The sequence below is a fragment of the Mariniluteicoccus flavus genome (assembly GCF_054776655.1).
Genome location: NZ_BAAHBN010000001.1, coordinates 353,951 through 380,201, shown reverse-complemented (window position 1 = coordinate 380,201; position 26,251 = coordinate 353,951). Strand labels below are relative to the sequence as shown.

At 68.9% G+C, this 26,251-nt stretch carries 27 protein-coding genes; 20 read left to right on the top strand and 7 right to left on the bottom strand.

Annotated elements, in window-relative coordinates:
- Positions 1 to 9 precede the first annotated feature (9 nt).
- The 5 genes from ACYVAG_RS01910 to ACYVAG_RS01890 all read left to right on the top strand — a co-directional run bounded on the left by ACYVAG_RS01910 (position 10) and on the right by ACYVAG_RS01890 (position 4,532).
- On the top strand, positions 10 to 480 hold the full coding sequence (locus ACYVAG_RS01910) for an SRPBCC family protein (RefSeq protein WP_460765738.1): 471 nt from the start codon (positions 10 to 12) through the stop codon (positions 478 to 480).
- 38 nt (positions 481 to 518) lie between these two features.
- Positions 519 to 1,856 carry an SMI1/KNR4 family protein gene (locus ACYVAG_RS01905; RefSeq protein WP_460765736.1) on the top strand — a complete coding sequence of 446 codons (1,338 nt, stop codon included), beginning with the start codon at positions 519 to 521 and terminating at the stop codon, positions 1,854 to 1,856.
- Between the two features lie 138 nt (positions 1,857 to 1,994).
- A complete protein-coding gene (locus ACYVAG_RS01900; protein WP_460765733.1) occupies positions 1,995 to 2,393 on the top strand; it encodes a hypothetical protein in 399 nt (132 codons plus the stop codon).
- A 2-nt stretch (positions 2,394 to 2,395) separates the two neighbouring features.
- Positions 2,396 to 2,593, top strand: a complete 198-nt coding sequence (locus ACYVAG_RS01895; RefSeq protein ID WP_460765730.1) for a helix-turn-helix transcriptional regulator — start codon at positions 2,396 to 2,398, stop codon at positions 2,591 to 2,593.
- 424 nt (positions 2,594 to 3,017) lie between these two features.
- Positions 3,018 to 4,532, top strand: coding sequence for a DUF222 domain-containing protein (locus ACYVAG_RS01890; RefSeq protein ID WP_460765727.1), 1,515 nt, complete (start codon positions 3,018 to 3,020; stop codon positions 4,530 to 4,532).
- Between the two features lie 303 nt (positions 4,533 to 4,835).
- Here ACYVAG_RS01890 and ACYVAG_RS01885 read toward each other — a convergent pair whose 3' ends face one another.
- Both ACYVAG_RS01885 and ACYVAG_RS01880 read right to left on the bottom strand, forming a co-directional pair.
- Complete coding sequence (locus ACYVAG_RS01885; protein ID WP_460765724.1) at positions 4,836 to 5,690, bottom strand: sigma-70 family RNA polymerase sigma factor; 855 nt, start codon at positions 5,688 to 5,690, stop codon at positions 4,836 to 4,838.
- Positions 5,687 to 6,136, bottom strand: coding sequence for a carboxymuconolactone decarboxylase family protein (locus tag ACYVAG_RS01880; RefSeq protein ID WP_460765722.1), 450 nt, complete (start codon positions 6,134 to 6,136; stop codon positions 5,687 to 5,689). Before ACYVAG_RS01880 ends, ACYVAG_RS01885 begins: the two co-directional genes overlap by 4 nt.
- A gap of 78 nt (positions 6,137 to 6,214) precedes the next feature.
- Between ACYVAG_RS01880 and ACYVAG_RS01875 the strand changes: the two genes are divergently transcribed.
- Both ACYVAG_RS01875 and ACYVAG_RS01870 read left to right on the top strand, forming a co-directional pair.
- The gene (locus ACYVAG_RS01875; RefSeq protein WP_460765719.1) at positions 6,215 to 6,682 is read left to right on the top strand and encodes a nucleotidyltransferase family protein; all 468 of its coding nucleotides are present in this window, start codon (positions 6,215 to 6,217) and stop codon (positions 6,680 to 6,682) included.
- Positions 6,679 to 6,999 (top strand): HepT-like ribonuclease domain-containing protein, encoded by a 321-nt coding sequence (locus ACYVAG_RS01870; RefSeq protein WP_460765716.1) that lies wholly within the window; start codon positions 6,679 to 6,681, stop codon positions 6,997 to 6,999. The genes ACYVAG_RS01875 and ACYVAG_RS01870 overlap by 4 nt, the downstream gene beginning before the upstream one ends.
- Before the next feature lie 2 nt (positions 7,000 to 7,001).
- Here ACYVAG_RS01870 and ACYVAG_RS01865 read toward each other — a convergent pair whose 3' ends face one another.
- Together ACYVAG_RS01865 and ACYVAG_RS01860 are read right to left on the bottom strand one after the other, a co-directional pair.
- Positions 7,002 to 8,006 (bottom strand): LLM class F420-dependent oxidoreductase, encoded by a 1,005-nt coding sequence (locus ACYVAG_RS01865; RefSeq protein WP_460765714.1) that lies wholly within the window; start codon positions 8,004 to 8,006, stop codon positions 7,002 to 7,004.
- 18 nt (positions 8,007 to 8,024) lie between these two features.
- Positions 8,025 to 9,215 carry a GNAT family N-acetyltransferase gene (locus ACYVAG_RS01860; protein ID WP_460765711.1) on the bottom strand — a complete coding sequence of 397 codons (1,191 nt, stop codon included), beginning with the start codon at positions 9,213 to 9,215 and terminating at the stop codon, positions 8,025 to 8,027.
- 58 nt (positions 9,216 to 9,273) lie between these two features.
- Between ACYVAG_RS01860 and pepN the strand changes: the two genes are divergently transcribed.
- The 11 genes from pepN (at position 9,274) to ACYVAG_RS01805 (ending at position 23,894) form a co-directional block, all read left to right on the top strand.
- Entirely contained in the window at positions 9,274 to 11,769 is a 2,496-nt protein-coding gene (pepN, locus tag ACYVAG_RS01855; protein ID WP_460765708.1) for an aminopeptidase N, read from the top strand.
- A gap of 434 nt (positions 11,770 to 12,203) precedes the next feature.
- Entirely contained in the window at positions 12,204 to 13,832 is a 1,629-nt protein-coding gene (locus ACYVAG_RS01850; RefSeq protein WP_460765703.1) for a peptide ABC transporter substrate-binding protein, read from the top strand.
- Positions 13,833 to 13,973: 141 nt separating this feature from the next.
- Positions 13,974 to 14,912, top strand: a complete 939-nt coding sequence (locus ACYVAG_RS01845; RefSeq protein WP_460765700.1) for an ABC transporter permease — start codon at positions 13,974 to 13,976, stop codon at positions 14,910 to 14,912.
- Positions 14,905 to 15,846: an ABC transporter permease gene (locus tag ACYVAG_RS01840; RefSeq protein ID WP_460765697.1), complete on the top strand. Its 942-nt coding sequence runs from the start codon at positions 14,905 to 14,907 to the stop codon at positions 15,844 to 15,846. The genes ACYVAG_RS01845 and ACYVAG_RS01840 overlap by 8 nt, the downstream gene beginning before the upstream one ends.
- A 16-nt stretch (positions 15,847 to 15,862) precedes the next feature.
- Complete coding sequence (locus ACYVAG_RS01835) at positions 15,863 to 16,948, top strand: ABC transporter ATP-binding protein (protein WP_460765695.1); 1,086 nt, start codon at positions 15,863 to 15,865, stop codon at positions 16,946 to 16,948.
- Positions 16,929 to 18,029 (top strand): ABC transporter ATP-binding protein, encoded by a 1,101-nt coding sequence (locus ACYVAG_RS01830; RefSeq protein WP_460765692.1) that lies wholly within the window; start codon positions 16,929 to 16,931, stop codon positions 18,027 to 18,029. Before ACYVAG_RS01835 ends, ACYVAG_RS01830 begins: the two co-directional genes overlap by 20 nt.
- A gap of 102 nt (positions 18,030 to 18,131) precedes the next feature.
- Positions 18,132 to 19,793, top strand: coding sequence for a peptide ABC transporter substrate-binding protein (locus ACYVAG_RS01825; RefSeq protein ID WP_460765690.1), 1,662 nt, complete (start codon positions 18,132 to 18,134; stop codon positions 19,791 to 19,793).
- A gap of 80 nt (positions 19,794 to 19,873) precedes the next feature.
- The gene (gene mshB, locus ACYVAG_RS01820; protein ID WP_460765687.1) at positions 19,874 to 20,764 is read left to right on the top strand and encodes an N-acetyl-1-D-myo-inositol-2-amino-2-deoxy-alpha-D-glucopyranoside deacetylase; all 891 of its coding nucleotides are present in this window, start codon (positions 19,874 to 19,876) and stop codon (positions 20,762 to 20,764) included.
- Positions 20,761 to 21,306: a flavin reductase family protein gene (locus ACYVAG_RS01815; RefSeq protein ID WP_460765684.1), complete on the top strand. Its 546-nt coding sequence runs from the start codon at positions 20,761 to 20,763 to the stop codon at positions 21,304 to 21,306. Before mshB ends, ACYVAG_RS01815 begins: the two co-directional genes overlap by 4 nt.
- Before the next feature lie 87 nt (positions 21,307 to 21,393).
- Positions 21,394 to 23,106, top strand: a complete 1,713-nt coding sequence (locus tag ACYVAG_RS01810; RefSeq protein WP_460765681.1) for a VanW family protein — start codon at positions 21,394 to 21,396, stop codon at positions 23,104 to 23,106.
- Entirely contained in the window at positions 23,088 to 23,894 is an 807-nt protein-coding gene (locus ACYVAG_RS01805) for an MOSC domain-containing protein (protein ID WP_460765678.1), read from the top strand. Before ACYVAG_RS01810 ends, ACYVAG_RS01805 begins: the two co-directional genes overlap by 19 nt.
- 9 nt (positions 23,895 to 23,903) lie before the next feature.
- Here ACYVAG_RS01805 and ACYVAG_RS01800 read toward each other — a convergent pair whose 3' ends face one another.
- From ACYVAG_RS01800 to ACYVAG_RS01790, 3 genes are read right to left on the bottom strand one after another with little or no spacing between them, the layout of a single operon-like run.
- Positions 23,904 to 24,167, bottom strand: coding sequence for a type II toxin-antitoxin system RelE family toxin (locus tag ACYVAG_RS01800; protein ID WP_460765675.1), 264 nt, complete (start codon positions 24,165 to 24,167; stop codon positions 23,904 to 23,906).
- Complete coding sequence (locus ACYVAG_RS01795; RefSeq protein WP_460765670.1) at positions 24,164 to 24,424, bottom strand: type II toxin-antitoxin system Phd/YefM family antitoxin; 261 nt, start codon at positions 24,422 to 24,424, stop codon at positions 24,164 to 24,166. The genes ACYVAG_RS01800 and ACYVAG_RS01795 overlap by 4 nt, the downstream gene beginning before the upstream one ends.
- 35 nt (positions 24,425 to 24,459) lie before the next feature.
- Positions 24,460 to 24,981 (bottom strand): putative acetyltransferase, encoded by a 522-nt coding sequence (locus ACYVAG_RS01790; RefSeq protein WP_460765667.1) that lies wholly within the window; start codon positions 24,979 to 24,981, stop codon positions 24,460 to 24,462.
- 73 nt (positions 24,982 to 25,054) lie between these two features.
- Here ACYVAG_RS01790 and fdxA point away from each other — a divergent pair, with 73 nt between their 5' ends.
- Both fdxA and ACYVAG_RS01780 read left to right on the top strand, forming a co-directional pair.
- Entirely contained in the window at positions 25,055 to 25,384 is a 330-nt protein-coding gene (gene fdxA, locus ACYVAG_RS01785) for a ferredoxin (RefSeq protein ID WP_460765664.1), read from the top strand.
- A gap of 43 nt (positions 25,385 to 25,427) precedes the next feature.
- Complete coding sequence (locus ACYVAG_RS01780; protein WP_460765661.1) at positions 25,428 to 26,231, top strand: ACT domain-containing protein; 804 nt, start codon at positions 25,428 to 25,430, stop codon at positions 26,229 to 26,231.
- The last annotated feature ends 20 nt before the right edge of the window (positions 26,232 to 26,251 follow it).

The window sequence follows — 26,251 nt, the reverse complement described above, 5'->3', positions numbered from 1 at the left end:
TGTCGACATATGAGCAACGACAATGACACGAAACTGACCGTGACCCGCTCCATCAACGCCGCGGCGGGCGACATCTTCGACCTCCTGTCGAACCCCGAGCGCCACGCCGACTTCGACGGCTCCGGCTTCGTGCAGTCGGCCGACCGCCACGCCCAGCGCATCACCGAGACCGGCCAGATGTTCCGCATGAACATGCGCGGCGACCACATGGGCGGTGACTACCAGACCGACAACCACGTCCAGACGTTCCACGAGAACAAGCAGATCGGCTGGAAGACCGCCCCGGCCGGCACCGAGCCGAAGGGCTGGAGCTGGACCTACGTGCTCGAGCCGAAGGACGCCGGCACGACCGACGTCACCCTGGAGTACGACTGGTCGCAGGTCACGGATTCCGACCTGTTGAAGAAGGTGAAGTTCCCGCTCGTGTCGAAGGAGCAGCTCGAGGATTCCCTGTCCTCGCTGGCATCAGCGGTGGAGTGAGGTCTGCGCCTGGCCCTTTGGTGTCCGATGATGGCGTCATGAGCCTCGTACTCGATGTCCTCACCCCGTTCTCCGACCACTACCGGGACTGTGCGAGGGGGCTCGGCTGCGGCCTTCGGGTCGACGCCGCCTTCCTCGCCGGGTCGGCGAGCGGACCCATGGTGTACGCGTACGTCGGCGTGGACGCGCCCGCGGGTGATCCGGTCGGAGACGGTGCCCCTGACACCTTCGACGTCATGGGCAGGGTCCCCCCGCAGACGGCCGTCGAGTGGGTGGTCGATGCAGCCGGACAGGGTGAGCTCCACTGGTTCACCAATCCGTCGCTGGACGTCGTCTCGGGCCGGATCGGCACCCACGTGGTTGGCCGGCGCTCCAAGCGGGCGGCGCCCCCGGTCCCGTTGAGTGACCGTGTCGTCACGAACGACCTCGGTGAGATCGAGGCGTTGCTCCGTGCACGCGGTCACGCCGCCGGCTTCACCGAGAAGCAGATCGCGGCGGCCGAGAAGAAGCGCGGGGTCGAGTTCCCGCCGGAACTCCGCCTCCTCTTCTCGCTCGTCAAGGAGGGCGAGATCCTTGGTGGCGATTACGATGGCGACGACGAGGACGGCGTACGCGCGGTGGTGCGTGATGGACTCGTCGGTGGCACCGGCAAGATCGGCAATGTCGTCGACGCCACCAAGCGATGGGGTCGCAGGGACGCCCTGCCTGCGATGCCGGCGGCGAGCCCGAATGACGTGGTCCAGCCGGCGTACGCGTCTCCGTTGTGGATCGTGTTCGCCGACGACTGGGGTGGAAATGCGTACGCATTGGATCTGGTGCCTGGCCCGCACGGTGCCCGTGGGCAGATCGTGCAGTTCGACCATGAGCGCGATGAGCCTCCGGCGCTGGTCGCGGACTCACTGACGTCCTTCCTGCGTGGCGAGCTGCACGACCCGGAGCCGTGGGGTCCGCCGGCCGACCAGGCCCCGCGCCTGGTCCACACCGACTCCGACCGTGTCGCAGAGGAGAAGCGCCTGACCGCGGCCAATGCCCATCTGGCCGGGGAGTTGTCCGTCGCTTCGTCCGTGGAGCCCCTCGACCTCACTCCGCTACGCGGATCGCGCACGCTGAAGGCGATCGATTTCAGCCAGTACAACCGACACCCGGACTATGACCTGTCGGCGCTGACGACCATGCCGGCGCTGCAGGACCTCTTTGCGCCAGAGGCCGTCTGGGCCCAGATCGTTGATCAGCAGGCATTTCCGCCCAACCTTGCGGCGGCGTCGTTCACCGAGTCGCGGGAGATGCCCCTGGCCGAGGCGCTGGAGGTCGCCAACGCGGTGCTTGCACACTACGGCCGCGAGACGTTCACGCTCGAGCGGGAACGGTTCGCCTGAGGCCGCCTCGGACGCTCTCCGAGTGAGGCCGCCCGCGGCCGACTCGGGGAGCAGGATGTCCGGGTTCTTTCACATTCCGGTTCCAGCGACCTAGTGTCGATGATGTCAGAGAAACCCGACACCCCTTGGAGGAGACTCATGAAACCGCTCGGACTGCTGTCCCGCACCAACGCTCTCATCGCCTGCATCCCCATCGGCCTCGTCCTCGGCGCCCTCTGTGGCTGGATCGCCATGACCCTCCAGGGCGGGGGCTGGGTGACCTTCGGGCTGTTCGGTGCGGGGATCGGCCTACCCTTCGCGGCCCTGGCCGCCGCCCTGCTCGGTCCCAACACGATCAGCGACGAATCCGCGGAATGGGATTGGAGCCAGCGGGCCAGGTCAGGCGCGTTCGTCGACCTCGTCCTCTTCCTCGGCATCGCGGGCCTTGTCTTCGGTGTCTCGGTCCAGCCCGCTGTGCTTCCGGTGTTCGCGCCCATCACTGTGGGCATGATCAGCCTGCTGATCCGCACCCTCGTCATCCGCGGCCGTCAGTCCTGACCATGCCCGGCCAACCCAATCGCGTACGCGAGTTCCGTGAGCTCGCCGGCCTCAGCCAGGGCGAGTGCGCCGCCCGCCTCGGCGTCACGCGCCAGACGGTCATCTCGGTCGAGAAGGGTCACTTCGACCCGCGCCTTTCGCTGGCGATCCGCATGGCCGACCTGTTCGGACGGAGTCTGGACGAGATCTTCCGGGTGTAGGAATCGAAGCCACCCGCTCAACGCTGGCTGAGCGAGGAACGAGTCGAAGCCCTCACGTTGGCTGAGCGAGGAACGAGTCGAAGCCACCCGGGGGGTCACGCTGGCTGAGCGAGGAACGAGTCGAAGCCCCTCCGGTTGTCACGTTGGCTGAGCGAGGAACGAGTCGAAGCCCTCACGTTGGCTGAGCGAGGAACGAGTCGAAGCCACCCGGAGGTTCACGTTGGCTGAGCGACGCAGGAGTCAAAGCCACCCCCCCGGGGGCACGTTGGCTGAGCGAGGAACGAGTCGAAGCCACCCGCGCGCGATCACCTTCCAGGCAAGCAAAAAAATGGTTCGAGATTCTTTTCCCGAGGCCCCGTTCTGGGCCCGAAATTGTCAGTGGGTCTTCCTAGGCTGGAACCATCACCACACCCCAGGGGGAACCATGGACGATCTCATCGAACACCTTGTTGGAAAGGGAAAACCCGACCGCACCGCGGTCATCCTTGGCCTCAAAGACGCCGCCGACCGCCAACGCCAAGCAGAGATCGACCAGATCGCCCTCGTCGCCGCCGCGGCGGAGGCGTACTCCTGGATCGACGCACCCCTCGATGACCACCCTGACAACAACTCCACGCCATCGGTCCTCCACGGCGAACGGCTGATGGTGCTCGGCGGTGATGGTACGCCGGAGGTCGCCGAGTTCTGCACCCTTGAAGTCGGTCCGGCGCTCGGGATCTCGCCGGACGCCGCGGCCCAGCTCATCGCCGACGTCCTCGACCTTCGTCATCGTCATCCGAAGTTGTGGGCGCTGGTGATCGGCGGGTTCGTCCGCGTGTTCGCCGCCCGGAAGGTCGCCCAGCTCACTCGGGCTCGTGAGCTCACCCACGACATGGCCGGGGAAGTGGACCGGAAACTCGCCCCGTTCGCCCCGCAATACACCGTCACCCGGCTGCTCAACCAGGCCGAAGTCCTCTGTGATGTCGTCGACCCCGACGGCGTTGAGGCCCGGCGGAAGGCCGCGCTGGAGCGGCGGTTCGTCACCGTCCGTGGTGGAGAGGCTGGGACCGCGCTCGTCACGGGTCAGGTCGATGGTCCCGCCGCGCTGCGGCTCGACAAGACCATCACCGAGCTCGCCGGGATCCTGCGCGGCAGCCGGGAATCCGAGGAAGGCACGGAGTTCGAAGTGCTGCGGGCCGAAGCCCTCGAGCTGCTGGCCGACCCGGCGCGCGCCGGGCGGGTCCTCGGCGCCGGCACGCTCGACCTCGATGATGCAGAAGGGAATGCGGGCGCTCTGCCCTCGAGGAAGGATCTCCTCGAGCTCGTGGTCCACGTCCGCCCCGAGCAGGTCGATCGCGGCGCCGGCGGTGAGGTCACCGGCCTCGGCTCGGTCGCGCGCTCCCAGCTCGATGCACTCCTTGCGAATGCCGCGAAGGTGACCGTGCGGCCGGTTCTGGATCCCGAGACCCCGCACGCGACCGTCGGCTACGAACCCACTGAAGCGCAGCGACGCGAGGTGCTGCTGCGGGACGAGTACGAGGCGTTCCCGTTCTCCACACGGCGCTCGGCCGGGAAGTTCATCGACCTCGATCACATCGTCGAGTTCCCGATCGGCCAGACCTGCACCACGAACCTGACCCCGCTGTCGAAGAGGGTCCACCGGGCCAAGACGTTCGGCGGATTCACCTCCACCCCGGTCCGCCCCGGCGTGAAGCACTGGAGAACCCCGACAGGACAGGAGTTCTGGACCACACCCCACGGCACCTACGCCCGCAACCCCGACACCGACCTGATCATCGACCCGACAGGAACCAGACGACGCATCCGCCAAGCCACCCGCCGAGCCGCCGATAGACATACCGACCAGAAGATCCGCGACGAATCACAAGCCGCCGCAGCACGACTGTTCGCCCAGATGAGCCCTGCCCTCATTCCCCTGGTGGAGGAAGCCGTCGCCTGACACACTGCCAAGAACGCCTGCGCGCGACCACGCCTGCGCGTGACCGCCCCAGACTGGCCCGTCCCCTTCGACCTGCTTGCCGACCCGCCGGGAGGTCCCTCCCGGCGGGCGCGGAGCGCGCCCAAGAGCGGATCCCTTGCAGCACAACAGGCGGGAAGCTCATGGCCTCACCTGGGCCATCAACGGTGACGTGGCGCAGTTTGGACGAGGTGTTCCGCCTCCAGTGGGCGCCGACAGACCAGGCCGACCACTGCCGACGGGCGGCAGTTCTGGACTGGCCGTCGTCCTGCGTCGAACGCGGGCTCACAACCCCGACCCCACCCGCCCCAACTTCGCCGGGTTCGACTGGATGCAGACCTGCGCGATGCGGTCACCGCGCATCACCACCCAGCCCACCCGGCGGATTCCCTTGCGAGACAGGGCTTCCACCCCGGGGCGTCCGTTGAGCGAAATCCCCGCCACGTCCCCCGCCAGTGACGTCGCCAACAGGAACCGCGCGCACTTGTCCGGCCCCAGGATCGGCCGGCGTGCCGCCGACACGACCCCGCCGCCGTCGGTCCAGATCTGCGCGTCGTCGGTGAGCAGGCCCGCGACGGTCGCCACGTCCCCGGTGGCCAGCGCCTCCGTCAGTCGTCCCAGCGCCGCCGACTCCGCGTCGACCGAAGACCGCGCCTCGTCGACCGCGAGTCGCCGCCGCGCCCGCGTCGCGTGCTGCCGCGCCGTCGCCTCGGCCACCCCGAGCATCGCGCCGATCTCGCGGAACGGCAGCGCGTACGCCTCCCTGAGCACATAGACGGCCCGCTCGACCGGCGACAGCTGCTCGCACAGCGCCAGCAGCCCCAACCGCAGCGACTCGCGCTGCACCGCCGTCTCGTCCGGCAGCAGCGCCGTGTCGATCGGCTCCGGCAGCCACGGCCCCACGTACGCCTCGCGGCTCCGTGCCCGCAGCCGGTCGATCGCGAGCCGCGTCGTCACGGTCGTCAGCCAGGCGGCGGGGGAGTCGGGCTCGTCGGTCGCGACCAGCCGCGCGTACGCCTCCGCCACCGCATCCTCGGCGTCGGCCCACACGCCGGTCAACCGGTACGCGAGCCCGAGCAGCCGCCGCCGCTCCGACGCGTACGCCCCCTCGGCGACGCCCGGCCGATCGTCGACGCTCACGCGCTCAGGGTCGCCGGGTCCAGCCGGGTCGTGATCGCGAGGCGGTTCCACACATTGATGGTGGCGATGGTCATCAGCAGATGTCCAGCCCCGTCGGAGCCGAACTCGGCCATGACGCGATCCCACAGTGCGTCGGGAACCGACTCCTCGCCGTGGATCTTCGTCACCGCGTCCGTCAGCTCGAACGCCACGCGCTCGCGCTCGGTGAACAGGTCACCCTTGGCCTGCCACTCGGCGACGGCGTCCAGCCGCTCCAGGGTCTCCCCGTGCTTCAGCGCATCGCGCCGGTGCATCGCGATGCAATACGTGCAGTCGTTCACCAGCGATGCCCTCAGGACGACGAGCTCCTTCAGCCGGGTGTCCATGGTGCGGCGACAGTACGCCTCCAGGCCAGCCACCGCTGCGTACGCCATCTTGTGGGTCTTGAACATCTCGAATCGGGTCATGCAGATCTGACGGTGGAGCCACGGATTCGTGACAGGCGTGCTCAACAGAACAGCAATAGCACTTGCTATAGTCGACCCATGGTCAACCTTGCCGACGTCGCGCGCGAGTCCGACGCGGCCGTCGCCAATGCCCGGCGCTCCCTGGTGGAGGCGGTCCGGGCGGCCAGCCGTGCCGGCATGACCCAACAGGAGATCGCGCGCCAGATCGGCCGCAGTCAGCCCGAGGTGTCCCGGCTCCTGCGGTTTCACGGCACGAGCCCGCTCGCCATGCGGCTGCGGCGCCACCGCGCCGAGGTCATCGCGGCGGTCGAGGCGACGGGTGGTTCGAACGTGCGGGTCTTCGGCTCGGTCGCGACAGGCAGCGATCACCGGGGGTCGGACATCGACCTGCTGTTCACGCCGGGGCCGGGGTTGGACCTGATGGAACTCGAGCGTCTCGAACAGGTGCTGCGTGCGATCGTCGGCGCGGACGTCGACCTGGTCCCCGACACCTCGATCCTGCCGATCCTTCGAGATCGCATCCATGGTGAGGCGATGCCGCTATGAGCCGGAGCACTGAGGAGATCCTCACAGTTGCCCTGTTCCACTTCGAGATCGTGGAGGAGTATGCCGCCCGCGACACCTCTGATCAGCTGGTGCTGGATGGCATCAGCATGCGACTCTCCTCCGGAATCGACGCGCTCTCGAACCTGGAAGCCACGGAACGCGATCGCCTGCTGGGGGAGGAATGGCCCTTGATGTGGGGGATGCGAAATCGCATCGCCCACGGCTACATCGCCGTGGATGCCGACATCATCCGCGCAACAGCGGAGCGCCGCGTGCCCGTCCTTGTCGAACGGATCCGCGGCGCCCTCGCCGATTGATCTCAGCCCTTCAGTGCCGGGATGACCTCGCGCTCGAAAAGCTCGATGCCGGACTGGTCGTACGCCGCCTCCGGGAAATACGTGATCGCGTACGTCATGCCCTGCTTCTCCAGCCCCTGCAGGTTCTCCACGATCTGTTCCGGCGTCCCGCAGCCCGGCATGCCGTCGAACCCCTTCAGCTGGGCGGCGAGTTGGTCCTCGCTCAGGTGGGGCTTCACCCGATCGATGTACGCCTGCCTGCGCTCGGCGACCTCCTTCTCGTCGCGCCCGATGAACACGTTGTAGTTCGAGGAACGCGTGATCGCGTCGAAGTCGGTCCCGACGTCGGAGCAGTGATCGGCGAGCAGTTGCGACTTGTGGGCGAACTCGTCGGGAGTGCCCGCGAAGTTCGTGTACTGCGCATATTTCGCCGCGATCTTCAGCGTCACCTTCTCGCCGCCGCCGGCGATCCACAGCGGGATGTGGGGCTTGCCCTCGTGTTGCTGGATCGGGTGCGGATGATTGAGCGCGCCGTCGACCTGGTAGTACTTCCCGTCGAGCGTCGCCTCGCCGGATTCCCAGGCCTGCTTGAAGATCTGGACGCCCTCGTCCAACATGCCGAGGCGTACGCCGGCCCGCGGGAACCCGTAGCCGTACGCGCGCCACTCGTGTTCATACCAGCCGCCGCCGATGCCCATCTCGAGCCGCCCGTTCGACACGTGGTCGACGGTGGTGGCGAACTTCGCCAGATACATCGGGTTGCGGTAGGCCATGCACGTGCACATCTGGCCCAGGCGTACGCGCTCGGTCACACCGGCGAACGCCGCCATCAGCGCCCACGCCTCGTGGGTCGCCTCCTCCGAGTGGATCGGGGTGGTATGGAAGTGGTCGTACACCCAGACGCTCTCCCAGTCGGGATTCGCATCCGCGCGCTGGGCGAGCGACTTCATCACGGGCCAGTGCTTGCGCTGGTCGAGGCCGACGAGGTCGAAGCGCCAGCCCTGGGGAATGAAGTGTCCGAATCGCATATGTCGACTCTAGGGCACTCAGAAATAGTCCCTGATGTGGACCTGTCGACCGCCGGTCAGCGCGTCCAGGTCCCGGTCGTACGCCGGGTCCCCACCCCGCAGCAGCCCTGCGAACCGCAGGTTCTCCGCCGACTGGGCACCGGCGTACCAGAGGGCCAGCCCGCGCGCGGTGAACACCGGCACGTCCACCCCGTCCGACAACGATCCCGTCCGCCGGCACTCGCCCACCCCGTCGCCGACCTCCAGCTCGAACAGCCCGTTCGCCCGGTCCAGGAAGTCGCCCTCGACGCCGAACCGCAGGCCGCCGCGCAGCAGGGGAGCGAACCGCACCAGCGAGACGGCCCCGGCCGGGTCGAGCACCTTCAGCATGTACGCCGAGCTGTCCACGACCTCCCAGTGCTTCGTGGGCACCACGTAGCGCGCCAGGTCGGCCCCGGACGTGTCGATGCGGACCTGCCCCGCGACGGCCGAGAACGACCCCAGCACCGACAGCAGCGCCGGCCACGCCTCGCCGTCGACGGCGACGAGGTCGGCCACGGTGACCCGCGCGTCGTCGCCATAGCCCGACCCCCGCGTCCACGAGCAATAGCCGATGCACTCCTCACCCCGCCACGCCAACGTGACGCCGGAGAACCCGTCGACGTACTTCTCGGCCGTCGCCGTGAACAGCGGCCCCGTGCGCGTGAGCGGTCCGTTCTGGGCGCCCGCCCATCGCGAATACACGCCGCGGATCGTCGCGAAGTCATCGGGGACCGCCCGCGTCACCCGAATCCCTTCCGGGCAACGGATCCCCGCGATCGCGTGCATCGGCACCGCCACCGTCTCGTACGCCCCCACGACCTCGCACCCGAAGCGCCGATAGATCTTCGGCGCCGTCGGGAAGAACGTCGAGATGACCGCGCCGCGCTCGAGCCCGTGTTCCAGGCCCTGGCGCATCAACGGCTCCAGCAGACCCGCCCCGCGATATTCCGCCGCGATCGTCACGCCGCCCAGCCCCGACGTCGGCACCTCCACGCCGCCGAACCACGAGCGATAGTCGCGCTCCGCGAACCGGGCCACGAGCCGGTCGCCGTCGAACGTGCCCAGCCAGTGCTGGCCGCGGGTCGCGAGGAATGCCTTCTCCTCCCGCTTGCGCGGCGTGCCGAACGCCTCGTGGCGCAGGATGCGCGACGCCTCGGCGTCGTCGGGAACCAGGGTGCGGGTCTCCATGCCAGCATCCTTGCCATCCGGGGGGTTACGTCGCAAACGCCGCGATACCGTGCACCCCATGGCGACCCTCACCCTGGCCGAGGCCCGTGCCCGCGCCGAACTCCTCGACGTCAGCGCGGTCCACGTCGACCTCGACCTCGACCCCAGCGAGCCGACGTTCTCGTCGTCCACCACGATCACCTTCTGCGCAAGGAATCCCGGCGAGGACACCTGGGTCGACGTCGCCCCCCACGCCCTGGTGGCCGTCACCCTCAACGGCGACGACCTCGACCTCGACACACTGGTCGACGGCCGCTTCCCCCTGCCCGCGCTCGCCGCCGAGAACACCCTGACGGTGTCGTCGCTGATGGACTGGTCGTCCGACGGCGAAGGGCTCCACCTCCACGTCGACCCCGCCGACGACCGGGCCTATGCGTACGCGATGTCCTTCCTCGACGCCGGTCCGCGGTGGTTCGCCTCGTTCGACCAGCCCGACCTCAAGGCGCCCTACACGATGACGGTGACCTGCCCCACCGACTGGACCGTGCTCGGCAACGGCGAGTTCCACCAGACCGACCCGGGCCGCTGGGAGATGGCGACGACGCCTCCGCTGTCGACCTATTTCGTCACGCTCGTCGCCGGCCCCTACGCCTCGGTCACCGCCGTCCACGACGGCATCCCCCTCGGCCTGCACGCGCGGCGCTCGCTGGCCGCCGAGCTGGAGCGCGACGCCGACGACCTGCTGACCGTCACGCGGCAGTGCTTCGACGCCTACCACGCGCTGTTCGGCACGCGCTATGCCTTCGGCTCCTACCACCAGGTGTTCGTCCCCGACTTCAACGCGGGCGCGATGGAGAACCCCGGCTGCGTCACCTTCCGCGACCAGTTCCTGTTCCGCGGCCAGTCCACCCACTACGAGCGCGCCACCCGTGCCGGCACCATCGCCCACGAGATGGCCCACCAGTGGTTCGGCGACCTCGTCACCATGCGCTGGTGGGACGACCTGTGGCTCAACGAGTCGTTCGCCGAATACATGGCCCAGTGGGTCGCGACCGAGCACACCGCGTACGCACTGTGGGTCGACTTCGGCATGAACCGCAAGGACTGGGGCGCCGTCGCCGACCAGGGGCCGTCGACCCACCCGATCGCCGGCAACGGCGCCGACGACACCGTCACGGCTCTCGCGCAGTTCGACGGCATCTCGTACGCCAAGGGCGCGGGCGTCCTCAAGCAGCTCGTCGCGACCCTGGGCCGGGACGCCTTCCTCGGCGGCCTGCGGGACTACTTCGCCCGGCACGCCCACGGCAACGCGACCTTCGACGACCTCGTGGCGGCGTGGGAGCGGGCCTCCGGGCGCGACCTCGGTCCCTGGACCGCGTCATGGTTGCGCACCGCCGGCATGGACGTCCTGCGCGCGCACCGCGACGCCGGCGCCGTCACGATCACGCGCGAGTGCGCCGACCGCCCGCGCCTCGACGACGCCGCCGACGACGAGGCCCTGGCCGCCGCGTCCGATCGCACCCACGCCGTGACGTTGGCGGCGTACGCGGCCGACGGCACCGAGGCGGGTCGCGCGACGGTGGAGGTCGGCGCCGAGCCCGTCACCGTCGACCTCGCCGGCACCCTCGCCCTGCCAGACGCCGCCGACGAGTCGTGGGTGCGCGTACGCCCCGACCTCCCGGCCGAACGCTGGCCCGACATCGACACGATCGACGACCCGCTGGCCCGCGTCGTGCTCTGGAACTCCCTGCGCGACCAGGTGCGCTCGAGCGAGCTCGACCCCGAGGTCGCGATGACGATGCTCGACACCCACCTCGATCGCGAGCCCGACCCGGTGATCCTGCGCGCCATGCTGGTCTGGTCGGCCAACGAGCTCGTCGGTCCCTACACCGCGCCCGAGCAGCGCCCCGAGCGGGCCGGGCGCCTGTCCGACCTCGCTGCACGTGTGCTCGACGCGGCCGAGGCGGGTTCCGATCGCCAGCTCACGGCCTGGCGCACCCTGATCGCGACAACCGCCGACGACGGCCTGCTGCGCGGCTGGCTGGCCGGCGTACGCCTCCCTGCGGGCCGCGAACTCGACAGCGAGCTTGCCTGGTCCATCGTGATCCGGCTCGCGGGACTGGTGGGGGAGCGCGACCTCGTCGAACGGCAATACCAGGGTGACCACTCGGCGTCCGGGCGCAGTCATCGCGCCCGGGCGCTCGCCGCCATCCCGACGCGGGCGGCGAAGGACGCGGCCTTCGACCTGCTGATGGATCCGAGCGAGGCGTCCGCCTACGAGCTGTACGCCACCGCCGAGGGCTTCTTCCTCCCCGGCCAGGTCGACCTCACCGAGCCCTATGTGGAGCCGTTCTTCGAGCGCATCAACGCGACGGCGGAGTTCCGTCGGGGGTGGTCGCTGGGCCGACTGGTGCTGCAGGCGTTCCCGCTCGCGGTGACCACGCCGCGCACCCTCGAGCTGGCCCGCGGGCTCATCGAGCGGGACGACCTCGACCCCGGCGTACGCAGGTCCCTCGTGGACGCGACCGACCTGCTGCGGCGAGGCGTGGAGTCGCAGAGGCGGTACGCAGCTTGAGCGAGGCCGCCCGGGCCCCCCGTTCGTTGCTTGAGCGAGGCCGTCTGGGCCACCCCGTTCGTTGCCTGAGCGAGGCCGTCTGCGGCCGAGTCGAAGGTGGCTTCGACTCCTTCGTCGCTCAGCCAGCGTGAACCGGGTGGCTTCGACTCCTTCGTCGCTCAGCCAACGTGAGCCGGGTGGCTTCGCTCAGCCAGCGTGGTCCTGACCCCTCGTGAATTCCTTCACAAGAGGGATTGTTGCGACCGAGTGTCGTGCAGGTCACAAAAGGGTTGCGCTTTCGCGCGCCACTTGTTTACCCCTGTACCAATGCCATAGGAATGGGCCAACCTCGTGCGGCGCAGCCAACAGGGATGCGCCGCGCACCTGTCCGCATCGCGGGCGATCACGATCGGGAAGGGCAACGATGCCCGGCCCCAATGTCTAGGAGGACATCCATGCGAGGACGCACTCGCCTGATGACCGCTGCCGCGTCGACCGGCATCGTCGCGATGCTGTTCAGCGCCTGCGGCGGCGGCGGAAGCACCGGCCCCGGCGCCACGAGCGGCCCGGCGAAGACCGGTGGCGCCATCTCGATCCGCGGCTGCACGCCGCAGAACCTGCTGATCCCGGCCAACACCAACGAGGTGTGCGGCGGAAACGTGCTCGACGCGATCACCGCGAAGCTCGTCCACTACAACGCCGACACCGCGGCCCCTGAGAACGACATCGCCGAGTCGATCCAGACCACGGACAACCAGAACTTCACGGTCAAGATCCGCAAGGGCGTCAAGTTCCACGACGGCACCGAGGTCAAGGCCAAGAACTTCGTCGACGCCTGGAACTTCTCGGCGGCGTGCAAGCAGGGCTTCGTCTCCGGCTACTTCATGGAGCCCATCGAGGGCTACAAGGACGTCTATGGTGACGGCGAGAAGTGCGACGGCCTCAAGACCGAGATGTCCGGCCTGAAGGTCACCGACGACACCACGTTCACCATCAAGACGACCGAGCCCGTCTCGAACCTCCCGGTCCGCCTCGGCTACACGGCCTTCTCGGCCCTGCCCGACGCGTTCTTCAAGGACCCCGAGGCCGCGGCCAAGATGCCGATCGGCGCCGGCCCGTTCAAGGTCACCCAGAACAACGAGCAGGCGATCATCCTCGAGAAGTTCGCCGACTACTCGGGCAAGAACGTGGCCAAGGTCGACAAGGTCACCTACAAGATCTACAACGATGCCAACGCGGCCTACAACGATGTCGTGGCCAACCAGCTCGACTTCACCGACATCATCCCCGCCGACCAGCTCGTGGGCGACGCGTGGAAGGCCCAGCTCGACGGGCGCAACACCGTCCGCGAGTCGGGCGTCATCCAGGCTCTGGCCTTCTCGCCCATGGACGAGCAGCTCAAGGACGTCCGCAAGCGTCAGGCGCTCTCGATGTCGCTCAACCGCGACCTGATCACCAAGCAGATCTTCAACGGAACCCGTGTCCCCGCCACCGGCTGGGTCTCGCCCGTCGTCGACGGCGCCAAGGCCGGCCAGTGCGGCGAGGCGTGCAAGTACGACGAGGCCAAGGCCAAGGAACTGTGGACCGCCGCTGGCGGCTACAACGGCCCCCTGACCCTGACGGTCAACGGTGACGGCGGCCACAAGCCGTGGGCCGACGCCGCGTGCAACAACTGGCGCAACGTCCTCGGCGTCGACTGCCGCGTGGTCATCACGCCCGACTTCAAGACGATCCGCAACCAGATCAGGAAGCGCGAGCTCAAGGGCATGCACCGTTCGGGTTGGCAGATGGACTATCCGTCGATCGAGAACTTCCTGACCCCGATCTACAAGACGGGCGCCTCCTCGAACGACTTCAACTACTCCAACAAGGACTTTGACGCCAAGCTCGTGGCGGCCGACAAGTCCACCAACCCGGCTGAGGCCAACAAGCTCTACCAGGAGGCCGAGGCGATGATGGTCAAGGACCTCCCGACCGTCCCGAAGTGGTATTCGGCTACGCCGGCCGGCTGGTCGACCAAGGTGGCCAATGTGAAGGTCAAGCCGTTCGGAACGCTCGACCTGTCGTCGATCACCACCAAGTGATCACCCTGGCGGCACACGCCTGACCCCGAAGCGGCCCGCCGGCTCCTCGCCGGCGGGCCGCCTCATGTCCCCGCTTGACGACGCGCCGCTGGCCGATAGATTCGGCAGCGCTTCTCAGGCCAATGACGGAAGGGAGCCCGGATGATCACCTACATCGTCCGACGGTTGCTGCAGATGATCCCAGTGATCCTGGGAGCAACCTTTCTCATCTACGTGCTCGTGTATGCGCTCCCCGGTGAACCCTGGGAAGGGCGCTGCGGCGAGCGGCCGTGCGACGCGGCGTACATCAACAAGTTCAAGGCCGACTACAACCTCGACAAGCCACTCCTGGTGCAGTACGTGCTTTATCTCGGCAATCTCCTGCAGGGCGACCTCGGCACCAACTTCTATCGCAATGAGGTCTCCGACGAGCTCGCGCAGCGCTTCCCGACCACGGCCATCCTCGCGCTGATGGCCATCGCGCTCGAGATCATCATCGGCATCGCCGCCGGTGTCCTCGCCGGCATCAACAAGGGCAAGCTGCCCGACATCGTCATCACGATCATCACCCTGGTCCTCATCTCGATCCCGGTCTTCGTGATCGGCGGTCTGTTCCAGATGATCTTCGGCCTGAAGCTGCAATGGTTCCCCGTGACGGCGGCCAATGGCGACATCGGCCCCGAGCTGATCTATTCGCTGATCATGCCAGCCATGGTGCTCGCCTCGCTCCAGATCGCGTACATCACCCGCCTGACGCGCACGAGCCTCGTCGAGAACCTCCGCGCCGACTACGTGCGCACGGCGAAGGCCAAGGGTCTCAGCAAGAGCCGCACCATCGGCGTGCACACCCTCCGCAACTCGCTGGTGCCCGTCGTGACCCAGATCGGCATCGACTTCGGCGGCCTCATGGGCGGTGCCATCGTCACCGAGACCATCTTCAACATCAACGGGGTCGGATTCTTCATCTTCCGCTCCATCCGCCAGCAGGACGGCGTCTCCGTCGTCGGCGCGGTCACGGTGCTGGTGCTGATCTATCTGCTGGCCAACCTCATCGTCGACGTCCTCTACGCCTTCCTCGACCCCAGGATCAGCCATGACTGACGTGTCCCTGACCGAGACCCAGCCGGCGGGGCAGCCGGCCGAGAACAAGCCCGCCAAGGAGCGCATCAGCTCCCTGTGGGGCGACGCGTGGCGCGAGCTCCGCACGAGCCCGATGTTCTGGATCGCGGCCGCCCTCATCACCACGGTTGTGCTGATGGCCGCCGTGCCCCAGCTGTTCACGCGGGCCGACCCCCTGTTCTGCGACCTGAACAAGGCCCGCCAACCACCAGGCCAGGGGGCCGCGTTCGGCTACGACCTGCAGGGGTGCAACGTGTACGCCCGCACGATCTACGGCGCCCGCGCCTCGGTGCTCGTGGGCGTGCTGGCCACGCTCGGGACCCTGCTGCTCGGCTCGTTCATCGGCATCATCGCGGGCTTCTTCGGCGGCTGGGTGGACGTGCTCCTGTCGCGCATCGGTGACGTGTTCTTCGCGATCCCGCTGCTCCTCGGCGGCATCCTGATCCTCTACACGTTCCCGAACAAGCTGGAGACGCCCTACCTCGTGGTGATCCTCAAGGTCGTCGCGGCCATCGTGGTGCTGGGCTGGCCGTCGATCGCGCGCCTGATGCGGTCGTCGGTGCTGCAGGTCAAGCCGACCGACTACGTGCAGGCCGCGCGTGCCCTCGGGGCCACCCCGGGCCGGTTGATCTTCTCCCACGTGCTGCCGAACGCGTTCGCGCCGGCCGTCGTCGTGGCGACGATCAACCTCGGTGCCTACATCGCCACCGAGGCCACCCTGTCGTTCCTCGGCATCGGCCTCCAGGCACCTGTGATCTCGTGGGGCGTGGCCATCTCGGAGGCGTCCGGCATCGGCTACATCGCCGCGGCGCCCCACATGCTCCTGTTCCCGTCCCTGTTCCTGTCGCTGACGGTGCTCGGCTTCATCCTGCTGGGTGAGTCGATCCGTGACGCGCTGGACCCGAAGAACCGCTGAGAAGGAAGGAGACGACATGGCATTCCCGAAGAAGTCCGGCTCCGAGACCCTCGACGAGGCGGGCACGATCAAGCCGGGTCACCAGCGCTCCAAGTGGCAGCCGACGAACGGCCGCCTGCTGGAGGTCGAGAACCTCCAGGTCGAGTTCCGCACCCGCGACGGCGTGGCCAAGGCCATCAACGGCGTCGACTTCACCCTCGACCAGGGCGAGACGCTGGCGATCCTGGGTGAGTCGGGCTCCGGCAAGTCGGTGACCGCCCAGGCGATCATGGGCATCCTCGACACCCCGCCCGGCTATGTGACGGGCGGCCAGGTGCGCTATTGCGGCACGGACCTGCTGACGATGCCCGAGAGGCAGCGGCAGGGGATCCGCGGGGCTGAGATCTCGATGATCTTCCAGGACGCGCTGTCGTCGCTCAACCCGGTGTTCCCGGTGGGCTGGCAGATCGCCGAGATGTTCCGCCGCCACCGCGGCCTGAACAAGGCCGATGCCCAGGCCCAGGCCGTCCGGCTGATGGAACGGGTCAACATCCCGGGCGCGGCCCAGCGGGTCAAGGCCTACCCCCACCAGTTCTCCGGGGGCATGCGCCAGCGCATCATGATCGCGATGTCCATCGCGCTCGACCCGGCGGTCCTCATCGCCGACGAGCCGACCACCGCGCTCGACGTGACCGTCCAGGCCCAGATCATGAGCCTGCTCAAGGAGCTCCAGGAGGAGCGCAAGATGGGGCTCATCCTCATCACCCACGACCTCGGCGTCGTCGCCGACGTCGCCGACCGCATCGCGGTGATGTACGCCGGTCGCCTCGTCGAGACCGCCGACGTCCACGAGCTGTACGCGAACCCGGCCCATCCGTACACCAAGGGCCTGCTCGAGTCGATCCCCCGACTGGACCAGAAGGGCCAGGTGCTGTCGGCCATCGGCGGCCTCCCGCCGAACCTCATGCGCATCCCCGCCGGGTGCGCCTTCAACCCGCGCTGCCGCTATGCCCAGGACGTCTGCCGCACCGGCGAGCCGCCGGCGCTGTATGACCTCGGCGGGCGCCGCAGCGCGTGCCACTTCGCGAAGGAGGTGCTGAACGATGAGCTCACAGTTCGATGAGTCCAAGCGGGTCGATGAGTCCAAGCGCGTCGATGAACCGCGTACGCCGGCCCCGACCGGCCCGGTGAACCGCAGCGAGGTCGTCCTGTCGGCCCGCGACCTGGTGAAGCACTACCCGATCAAGGCGGGCGTGCTGAAGCGCACCGTCGGCCACGTCAAGGCCGTCGACGGGGTCTCGTTCGACCTCTACCGTGGCGAGACCCTCGGCATCGTGGGCGAGTCGGGCTGCGGCAAGTCGACGCTCGGCCGCCTGCTGATGCGGCTCGAGGAGCCGACGGCCGGCACCGTCAACTTCGACGGCGTCGACATGTACGCCCAGCGCGGCGCCGCCATGCGGCGCCTGCGCCGCGACATCCAGATCGTGTTCCAGGACCCCTACACCTCGCTGAACCCCCGCAAGACGGTCGGCGACATCGTGGGGGAGGCGTACGAGATCCACCCCGACGCCGTGCCGAAGGGAGGGGCGCGGAAACGCGTCCAGGAACTCCTCGACCTCGTTGGCCTCAACCCCGAGCACATCAACCGCTATCCCCACCAGTTCTCCGGCGGTCAGCGCCAGCGCATCGGCATCGCTCGCGGCATCGCGCTGAACCCCAAGGTGCTGATCTGCGACGAGCCCGTCTCCGCGCTCGACGTGTCGGTGCAGGCGCAGGTCGTCAACCTGATGGAGAAGCTGCAGGACGAGCTGGGGCTTGCGTACATTTTCATCGCCCACGACCTGTCGGTGGTGCGCCACATCTCCGACCGCGTTGGCGTGATGTATCTCGGGAAGATGGTCGAGCTCGGCGACGAGGACCAGATCTATTCGAACCCGACCCATCCCTACACGCAGGCGCTGCTGTCGGCCGTGCCGGTGCCCGATCCCACCCTGCGCGGCAAGCGCGAGGAGATCGTGCTGTCCGGGGACGTGCCGTCGCCCGCCAACCCGCCCAAGGGGTGCCGCTTCCACACGCGCTGCTGGAAGGCGCAGGACATCTGCAAGGTGGAGATCCCGCTGCTCGAGGACCGTCCCGACGGGCGCTCCGCGCACCCGTCGGCGTGCCACTTCGCCGAGCCGCGCGACGTGCTGGTGCGGGGCTGACCCCGCGTACGCCCGGCCCCGGCGGAACCTTCTGCCGGGGCCGGGCGTGTCACCTGTGTCAGGATGGCCCGATCAGGGCGAGACGCGGGACGAGGTGGGCTGATGGGTGCGGTGCGAGGGTGGCGACGCGCGTCCGCATACGCCCTGACGGCCTCCCTCGTCGCCGGGACCCTCGCCGGTTGTGCCCCCGAGACCGTCCCCGGCCCCGACGGTACGCCGACGCCGCGGCCGAGCGGTGACATCGGCATCCAGGGCTGTCAGCCCGCGCGCTCGTTGATCCCCGGCAACACGACCGACGCCTGCGGCCTGCGGGTCATGGAGGCGATCACGGCGCGGCTGGTGCGGGGCGACACCTCGACCGGCAAGCCCGTCCCCGACCTCGCGACCGCGATCGAGACGACCGACAACCGCACCTTCACCGTGCGCCTCGCGCCGGGCCGCCGGTTCCACGACGGCACCGAGGTGAAGGCCCGCAACGTCGTCTCCGCGTGGAACTGGGTCGCGTACGGCCCCAACAAGATGGCCGGGGCGACGTTCTTCGACCCCATCGAGGGCGCCGCCGCGATGCACTGCACCGAGCGCTGCGAGAGCCCGCGGCCGACCGAGATGTCGGGGCTGAAGGTCGTCGACGACCTCACCTTCACGATCCGGACCACGCGCCCGGTGACCGACCTGACGACGCGCCTGTCCCACCCGGTGTTCGCCCCCCTGCCCGAGGCGTTCTTCGCCGAGGGTGGGGCGAAGCCCGAATTCGCGGCGAGGCCGATCGGTGCGGGACCGTTCCGGTTCGCCGAGCGCGCCGACGACCGACTCGTCCTCGAGCGGGTCGAGGACTACACGGGACCGGCCCCGGCGAAGGTTCGCCGGGCGACGATCTGGTTCTACGACCAGCCCGCCAGGGGACTCGACGCCCAGAAGGCGTACGACGACGTGGTCGCCAACCGCCTCGACTTCACCGGCGTCATCCCCACCGACATGCTGTTGGACGAGCAGTGGAAGACCGACCTGAAGGACCGCCAGTCCCTCCAGGAGACCCACTCCCCGAACATGCTCACCTTCATGGCCGCCGACCGCCAGCTGGCCGACAACGTCCTGCTGCGCCAGGCCATCAGCCGCGCCATCGACCGGGGCACCCTGACCCGCCGCATCTTCCAGGGCACCCGCGTGCCCGCCACAAGCTGGGTGTCGCCCGCGGTCAACGGCTATGCGACCGACGCGTGCGGTGAGCTCTGCCGGTTCGACCTCGACGAGGCGAAGGAGCTGTACGCGGCCTCGGGCGGCTACACCGGCGAGCTCGACGTCACGGTGAACGCCGACGGCGGGAACAAGGAGTGGGCCGACTCGCTGTGCAACCAGCTCAAGACGAACCTCGAGATCGACTGCCAGGTCACCGTGCTGCCGAACCAGAAGGCGGTGCTCGACGCGGTCGAGGCGGGCAGGGTGACCGGCCTGGTCCGTCAGGGCTGGGGCGCGGACTACCTGTCGCCGGAGGCCTACCTGACGATCTATCGCCGCGGGGCCCGCGCGAACTACGCCAACTATCGCGACCAGAGGTTCGAGGACCTGATGGATCGCGCCGGCTCGGCCGCGACGCCCGAGGAGGCCCAGCGCCTCTATCGGGAGGCCGAGGGGCGCCTCGCCGACACGCCCCCCTCGCTCCCGCTGTGGTATGCCTCCACCCCGGTCGGGTGGTCGACCCGCGTCACCGACGTACGCCTCACCCCCTTCGGGACGCTCGACCTTAGCCAGGTGCGGGTGCGCTGACCGGGGGACCGGAGGTCGCCGGGATGCTGAGGCGTGGACCTGTGGACCTCGAGTGTGGTTGAAAAGTTAGTCTGTCCCTCGTGCCTCACCCACGCAGACTGATGCTCGTCCACGCCCACCCCGATGACGAGGTCACCACCACCGGCCTCACCATGGCCCGCCACGCCGCCGCCGGCGACCAGGTCACGCTCGTGACCTGCACGCTCGGCGAGGAGGGCGAGATCGTCGCCGACCACCTCTCCCACATCGGAGAGGAGGGGCGACTGGCCGAACATCGCATCACCGAACTCGCCCAGGCCATGGAAGAGCTCGGCGTGACCGACTATCTCCGCCTCGGCGGTGACCACCGGTTCCGCGACTCCGGCATGCGCTACGGCGAGAACGGCGAGGTGCTCCCGGCCGACACGCTGCACGACGACTGCTTCTGGCGCGCCGACCTGCTCGCGGCGGCGAACGAACTGGTGCCGCTCATCCGCGACCGTCGGCCCGAGGTGCTGATCACCTACGACGAGTTCGGCAACTACGGTCATCCCGACCACATCATGGCGCACCGCGTCACGATGTACGCGGCCCAGCTCGCGGCCGTCCCGGCGTACCGGCATGACCTGGGCGAGGCCTGGCAGGTGCCCCGAATCCTCTGGTCGACGACGGCCGAGTCGTGGTTCCGTCACGGCGTACGCGTCATGCGGGACGCCGGGCTCACCGAGGGCTTCGGCGAGATGGACCCCGACGGCCCCATGCCCCCGATGGTGAAGGCCGATGCCGATGTCGCCATCACCGTCCACGCGCCGGAGCTGATGGACCGCAAGCTCGCGGCGTTCCGGGCCCACGCGAGCCAGATCGCCACCGACGGCTGGTTCTTCAAGATGGCCGATCTCGTCGGCGTCGACGCGTGGTCGCGCGAGTGGTTCGTCCTGGCCGCCGGGGCGCCCGTGCCCGACGGCGCCGACGACGTGTTCGCGGGCCTGTGAGGCCCGAGCCCACCATCCCGGGGCCCGCGGGTCGCGAGCCCCGGGACGACCTCGTCGCCGCCGGCGCCGAGGACCTCCGTGCGGCCATGGCGAACTTCGCCACGGGTGTGACGGTCGTGACCTGCCGGGTCGGTGACGAGCTGTTCGCCATGACCGCGAACTCGTTCACCTCCATCTCGCTCGATCCGCCGCTGGTCATGGTGTCGATCTCCCAGCGGGGGCGCTTCCTGGAATCGATCCGGGCGGCGGGGACGTGGGCCGTGTCCCTCCTCGCGGCGGGCCAGGCCCCCGTGGCGCGTCACTTCGCCGATTCGCGGCGCGATCGCCACACCCAGTTCGACGGCGTGCGGGTGGAGATGTCGGCCCACACCGGGTCGCCGCTGTTGCACGGAGCGCTGGCCTGGCTCGAGTGCCGCACCGAACGCACGATCACCGCGGGGGACCACGAGCTCTTCCTCGGCGCCGTCATCGCGTCGCGCCACTCCGACGCGGCGGCGGCCGAGCCCCTGACCTATTTCCGCGGGCGGTTCGCGGGGGAGTGATCCCGGTCCCGTCTCGGATTCCTTCGAGCGTGGGAAACGGGCCCCCTTCCCGTAGTATGTGCGGGTCCGATCGACGTGAGGTGACGTGTGAACAAGAAGACGGGACGCCGCTGGGGAGCTGGCCGCATTCTCGGTGTGTTGGCCGGCCTGCTGGTCCTCATCGCCGGAGGCGTGTACGCCGCGGGCTATGCCATGGCGGGGGAGACCCTCCCGCGGAAGTCCACCGTCGCGGGCGTCGAGATCGGCGGTCTGAACCATGCCGAGGCCGTCGCGAAACTCAAGGAGCAGTTCGCCCAGCGCGCGAACGCGCCCATGACGATCGTGGTCGAGGGCCAGCGTCACGACGTGGTTCCGGCGAGCGCCGGCCTCGCGGTCGACTACGACGCGACGGTCGAACAGGCCGGCGCCGGCAAGAGCTGGAAGCCCTCCCACATCTGGAACGTGCTGACCGGCGGCGGTCCCATGGACCCCGTGACCAGGGTCGACCGGGCCGCGCTCGCCCGCGCCGCCCAGGGCGTCGCGGCGCAGGTCGACAAGCCCGCGAAGGACGCCACGGTGGCGATCGCGGGGGTCGAGATCAAGCGCACGGACGGCGAACAGGCGGTGGCCCTGCGCCAGCCCGACGTCACCACGGGGCTGGAGTCGGCCTATCTGAAGCGCACCGAGGTGCCCGCCGGGGTCCAGCGCACGGACCCCCAGATCACCAACGCCGAGGCCGACCAGGTCATCGAGACCTTCGCGAAGCCGACACTGTCCGGACCCGTCAAACTCGACACCGGACGCGGCGTGTTCGAGGTGTCGCCCGCCATGATCGGTTCGGCGGCGACCATCACGCCGACCGACGGCAAACTCGTCGGCGCAGTGAACCCCGACAAGCTCTATGAGGCGTCGAAGCCCGCCCTCAAGAAGCTCGACCTCAAGGGCGCCAAGGACGCGACCTACAAGCGTGAGGGCAACGGCTTCGTCGTCGTTCCCGCCGTCGACGGCGCCGAGGTGAGCAAGGAGAACTTCACCAAGGTCGTCATGCCCGTCGTGTCGCAGGCCCAGGGCCGCGAGGTGAAGGTGGAACTCACGGGCGCGAAGGCCAAATTCTCGACCGAGGAGGCCGAGAAGCAGAAGCCGAAGGAGGTCATCGGCGAGTTCACGACCTCCTACCCCCATGCGGACTACCGCAACACCAACCTCGGCATCGCGGCGTCGCGCATCAACGGCAACACGATCGCCAAGGACGAGAAGTTCTCCCTCGACGCGGCGCTGGGCTCGCGATCGTCGTCGGGCTATGTCGACGGCTGGGTCGTGGCCGGCAGCAAGCTGAAGAAGGAGAACGCCGGCGGCGTTTCCCAGAGCGCCACGACGCTGTACAACGCGGCGTGGTTCGCCGGGCTCAAGATCCTCGAGCACCAGCCCCACACGATGTATTTCGACCGCTATCCCGCCGGCCGCGAGTCGACCATCTATTCCGGCTCGATCGACGTGCTGATCCAGAACGACTCCGACGCCCCCATCTATCTGGAGGCTGTGCGCAGCCCGTCGAGCGGCGGCGGCAAGGGTTCGATCACGGTGAAGATCTGGGGCACGAAGAAGTGGGACATCGAGTCGCCCGAGCCGACGAAGTCGAACTTCTACAACGGCAAGTCGGTCACCGATGACGCGCCGGACTGCAACCCGCAGTCGGCGTCGCCGGGCTTCACGGCAAGCTACTACCGCATCTTCAAGCAGAACGGCGCGGTCGTGAAGCGCGAGGACAAGTCGTGGAAATACTCGGCGACCGACGAGATCAAGTGCGTGAAGAAGCCCTGACCCCGGGGTTACGTTCTCCGAGCGAGCGCCAGCGAGTCGAGGAGCTGGCCCGCTTCCCCGTCAAAGGCTTCGCCCCCGAACGCCGCTCCACCCTGACGGTCCGCGACGGACGCGCCGTCGGCGACCGCGTCCTGGGCCTGCGGTATGCCGACGCCGAGGCCGACGACGGCTGGGGGACCAAGCGCGACATGGTCGTGCTGATGAACACGCCGGCGATCGCCCGGCTCTCGCTGACGTACGCCGGCGGCCGCGTGCGCCTCGCCCGCGGTGGCGAGGTCCTCGCCGATGTGCCCCTCGACGACGCCGGCCGCGCCGAGGTCGCCCGCGTGGCGGCCCAGCAACCCGAGCTGAACCTGGCCCCCGGCTCTCGCCACCTCCCGCTGCGCCTGGTCGGCGACGGCGTCACCCCCCAGCTGCAGGACCGCAGGGCGGGCTATGTCTCACTCCACTCCCGTGCCAGTCTCGAGCGCCTCGCGGACGCCCTGGGCGCCCCCGGTCTCGACGGCGCCCGCTTCCGCTCCAACGTCGTCATCGACGGCATCGAGCCGCTCGCGGAGCTGGGCTGGGCCGGCCGCAGGCTGACCATCGGCGGCGTGCGCTTCCGCGTCCACCAGCCGCTGGTGCGCTGTCTTGCGACCCATGCGAACCCGACGACGGGGGAGCGCGACCTCGCGATCATGAAGGCGCTGACGCGCGACCTCGGGCTTGCCGAACCGGTGTTCGGGGTGTCGCTGGTGGCGCTGGACGACGGGGAGATCGCGGTGGGCGACGAGGTCACGCTGGGCTGAATGGCGTGATCACCGTCGACGGTAGATGTCACGCCGATGGCCCACGGCGATGACGAGAACGAGGAGGACTCCGTCGTGAATCTCGTAGACGATGCGGTGATCGCCGGTGCGCACACGCCACTCGCCAACGCCGCCCACCAACTTCTTCGCTCCCTTTGGTCGCGGCTCATCCTGCAGCAGTTCGATGGCTGCCTGGACCCGACGGCGAGCGCCCGTGTCGAGCTTGCGCAGTTGGCGGGCCGCTGCCGGAGCGATCTCGATCCGATAGCTCATGTGAGGCCGAGGTCGGCCTTGACCTGGGCCCAGGGGATCGGGCTGGCAGTCTCCATCTCTTCACGCGCCGACCGCGCGGCCATGATGTCGGCCAGATCCTCGGCGTCCTCGATCAGGCGTGCCAGGTCGTCAGCATCGATGACCGCCGCCACGCGCTGGCCGCGGCGAGTCAGATAGACGGGGGCGTGCTGGACACGGGCGTTGTCAACCACGTCGGCCAGTCGCGCCCGAGCATCCGTCACGGTCATCTCAGTCATGCCCCCATGATGCGCGAAGAGCGCCGAAATGTACATCACAGCCGTTCGAGACCCTGCACCCCTTTGGTGCCCGGGCCCGTCACCGCGATATTGCGCGCGTCGTGGCGCGCCGCCCAGGCCGCCAGCCCGGGCAGGTCTTCCGGCGCCTCCAGGCGCACGGCCGCCCATTCCCCGAACACCCGCGCCACGGAGCCCCCGGACCGCGCCGGGTCGCCGTCCACCACGCCCACGGTGTCCAGCGACGTCACCAGCTCGGCCAGCCGACCCACCCAGACCGGCCCGGAACCGCCGACACCCGCGTCGTGCGCGAGTTCCCGCACCTGATCCGGGTCGAAGTGGCGCGGGTTGCGGCCGCGCGCGACCAGCGGCACGACACGTGCGGCGACCACGTCCCCCCGGGCGATCGTCACGACCGTCCCGCCCCGCCGCTCGAGCACCACGACGGCCTCGTCCAACCCCGTCACGAGGCCCACCACGTCCGACATCCCGTCAGGCGTCCTCGCCCGCACCGACACGCGTACGCCGGTCTTCGCGCCACACCGAGCAAGGGCATCCACGGCGGCGGATCCTCCTCTTCCAGGTAGTAGAGTGACCCCGCGACAACGCACCCGTTCGACCGAGGAGTCTGAAGTGACCTACATCATCGCGCAGCCCTGCGTGGACCTGAAGGACCGCGCCTGTGTCGAGGAGTGCCCCGTCGACTGCATCTATGAGGGCAACCGGATGCTCTACATCCACCCCGACGAGTGCGTCGACTGCGGTGCGTGCGAGCCGGTCTGCCCGGTCGAGGCGATCTTCTACGAGGACGACACCCCCGACGAGTGGAAGGACTACTACGACGCCAACGTGAAGTTCTTCGAGGGTCTGGGTTCGCCCGGCGGCGCGTCGAAGATGGGCGTCATCGACAAGGACCACCCCCTCATCGAGGCCCTGCCGCCGCAGGAGCACGACGAGGCCTGAGAGCGGAACGTGCCACCCCGTTCCGGCCGATAGACTCGCGATCATGTCTACGCCACCTTCGGGGACCGTCCTGCTTTTCGACGCGAACGAGTCGCAGCGAGCCGTCAGCCAGGTGGTGGCCCGCCAGCGCTGGGGGCGCCCCGAGCAGCTGCTCCCGGTCACCCACACCGGCGCGATCTTCCAGACCGCCGACGCCGCGCCCGACGTCGTCGGCGTCGTCCGTGTCGGTGCCGTCGACGGCCCCGAGGTCACGGTCCTGCGCGCGCTGTCCGACTCCGCGTCGGGGCTCCTGGTCGACTCGATCGGCTGGGCCTCGCCCCGCTGGGTCCTCTGCGGCTCCGAGGAGGCGCGCGAGCTCGTCCTGCGCCGCTCGGCGATGCGCGACCTCGAGGACTACGTCCTGGGCCTCGGCCTGAAGACCGTCGTCCTGCCCGACCAGGCCCGCCCCGAGGAACTCGTCGCCGCCTGCCAGTCCGGCAGTGCGGCCATCCTCGGCGTCGAGGAGCGTCCCGAGTCGCTCCCGATCCGTGAGCACTGCGGCGCCTCGGTGCTGTTCGGCAAGGTGTCGCGTACGCCGTCTCCCGACGCCCACTACCTCTGGTTCGTGCTCACGTCGCCGACTGAGCGCCCCGGCTCGCTCGCGGGCGCGCTCGGCGTCTTCGCCGCGTTCGACATCGACCTGAGCTTCCTGTTGTCGGACAAGCAGCCCGACGGCTCCCACCGCTTCTTCGTGGGCTTCGAGTGCCAGGACCTGTCGGTGATGGACTACCTGCCGCAGCGCCTCAGCGGCGTGAACTTCCACTGCCGCACCATCGGCGCGTTCGCCGTGGGCCTGACCATCGCCTGACGCGTCACCGCCCCGCCGCC

Coding starts and splice junctions, on each gene's coding strand:
- ACYVAG_RS01890 (WP_460765727.1), top strand. CDS start 3,018: ATGGACGATCTCATCGAACACCTTGTTGGAAAGGGAAAACCCGACCGC.
- ACYVAG_RS01845 (WP_460765700.1), top strand. CDS start 13,974: ATGATCACCTACATCGTCCGACGGTTGCTGCAGATGATCCCAGTGATC.
- ACYVAG_RS01895 (WP_460765730.1), top strand. CDS start 2,396: ATGCCCGGCCAACCCAATCGCGTACGCGAGTTCCGTGAGCTCGCCGGC.
- ACYVAG_RS01835 (WP_460765695.1), top strand. CDS start 15,863: ATGGCATTCCCGAAGAAGTCCGGCTCCGAGACCCTCGACGAGGCGGGC.
- ACYVAG_RS01780 (WP_460765661.1), top strand. CDS start 25,428: ATGTCTACGCCACCTTCGGGGACCGTCCTGCTTTTCGACGCGAACGAG.
- ACYVAG_RS01900 (WP_460765733.1), top strand. CDS start 1,995: ATGAAACCGCTCGGACTGCTGTCCCGCACCAACGCTCTCATCGCCTGC.
- ACYVAG_RS01825 (WP_460765690.1), top strand. CDS start 18,132: ATGGGTGCGGTGCGAGGGTGGCGACGCGCGTCCGCATACGCCCTGACG.
- ACYVAG_RS01905 (WP_460765736.1), top strand. CDS start 519: ATGAGCCTCGTACTCGATGTCCTCACCCCGTTCTCCGACCACTACCGG.
- pepN (WP_460765708.1), top strand. CDS start 9,274: ATGGCGACCCTCACCCTGGCCGAGGCCCGTGCCCGCGCCGAACTCCTC.
- ACYVAG_RS01880 (WP_460765722.1), bottom strand. CDS start 6,136: ATGACCCGATTCGAGATGTTCAAGACCCACAAGATGGCGTACGCAGCG.
- ACYVAG_RS01910 (WP_460765738.1), top strand. CDS start 10: ATGAGCAACGACAATGACACGAAACTGACCGTGACCCGCTCCATCAAC.
- ACYVAG_RS01860 (WP_460765711.1), bottom strand. CDS start 9,215: ATGGAGACCCGCACCCTGGTTCCCGACGACGCCGAGGCGTCGCGCATC.
- ACYVAG_RS01850 (WP_460765703.1), top strand. CDS start 12,204: ATGCGAGGACGCACTCGCCTGATGACCGCTGCCGCGTCGACCGGCATC.
- ACYVAG_RS01870 (WP_460765716.1), top strand. CDS start 6,679: ATGAGCCGGAGCACTGAGGAGATCCTCACAGTTGCCCTGTTCCACTTC.
- ACYVAG_RS01800 (WP_460765675.1), bottom strand. CDS start 24,167: ATGAGCTATCGGATCGAGATCGCTCCGGCAGCGGCCCGCCAACTGCGC.
- ACYVAG_RS01795 (WP_460765670.1), bottom strand. CDS start 24,424: ATGACTGAGATGACCGTGACGGATGCTCGGGCGCGACTGGCCGACGTG.
- ACYVAG_RS01865 (WP_460765714.1), bottom strand. CDS start 8,006: ATGCGATTCGGACACTTCATTCCCCAGGGCTGGCGCTTCGACCTCGTC.
- ACYVAG_RS01830 (WP_460765692.1), top strand. CDS start 16,929: ATGAGCTCACAGTTCGATGAGTCCAAGCGGGTCGATGAGTCCAAGCGC.
- ACYVAG_RS01875 (WP_460765719.1), top strand. CDS start 6,215: ATGGTCAACCTTGCCGACGTCGCGCGCGAGTCCGACGCGGCCGTCGCC.
- ACYVAG_RS01840 (WP_460765697.1), top strand. CDS start 14,905: ATGACTGACGTGTCCCTGACCGAGACCCAGCCGGCGGGGCAGCCGGCC.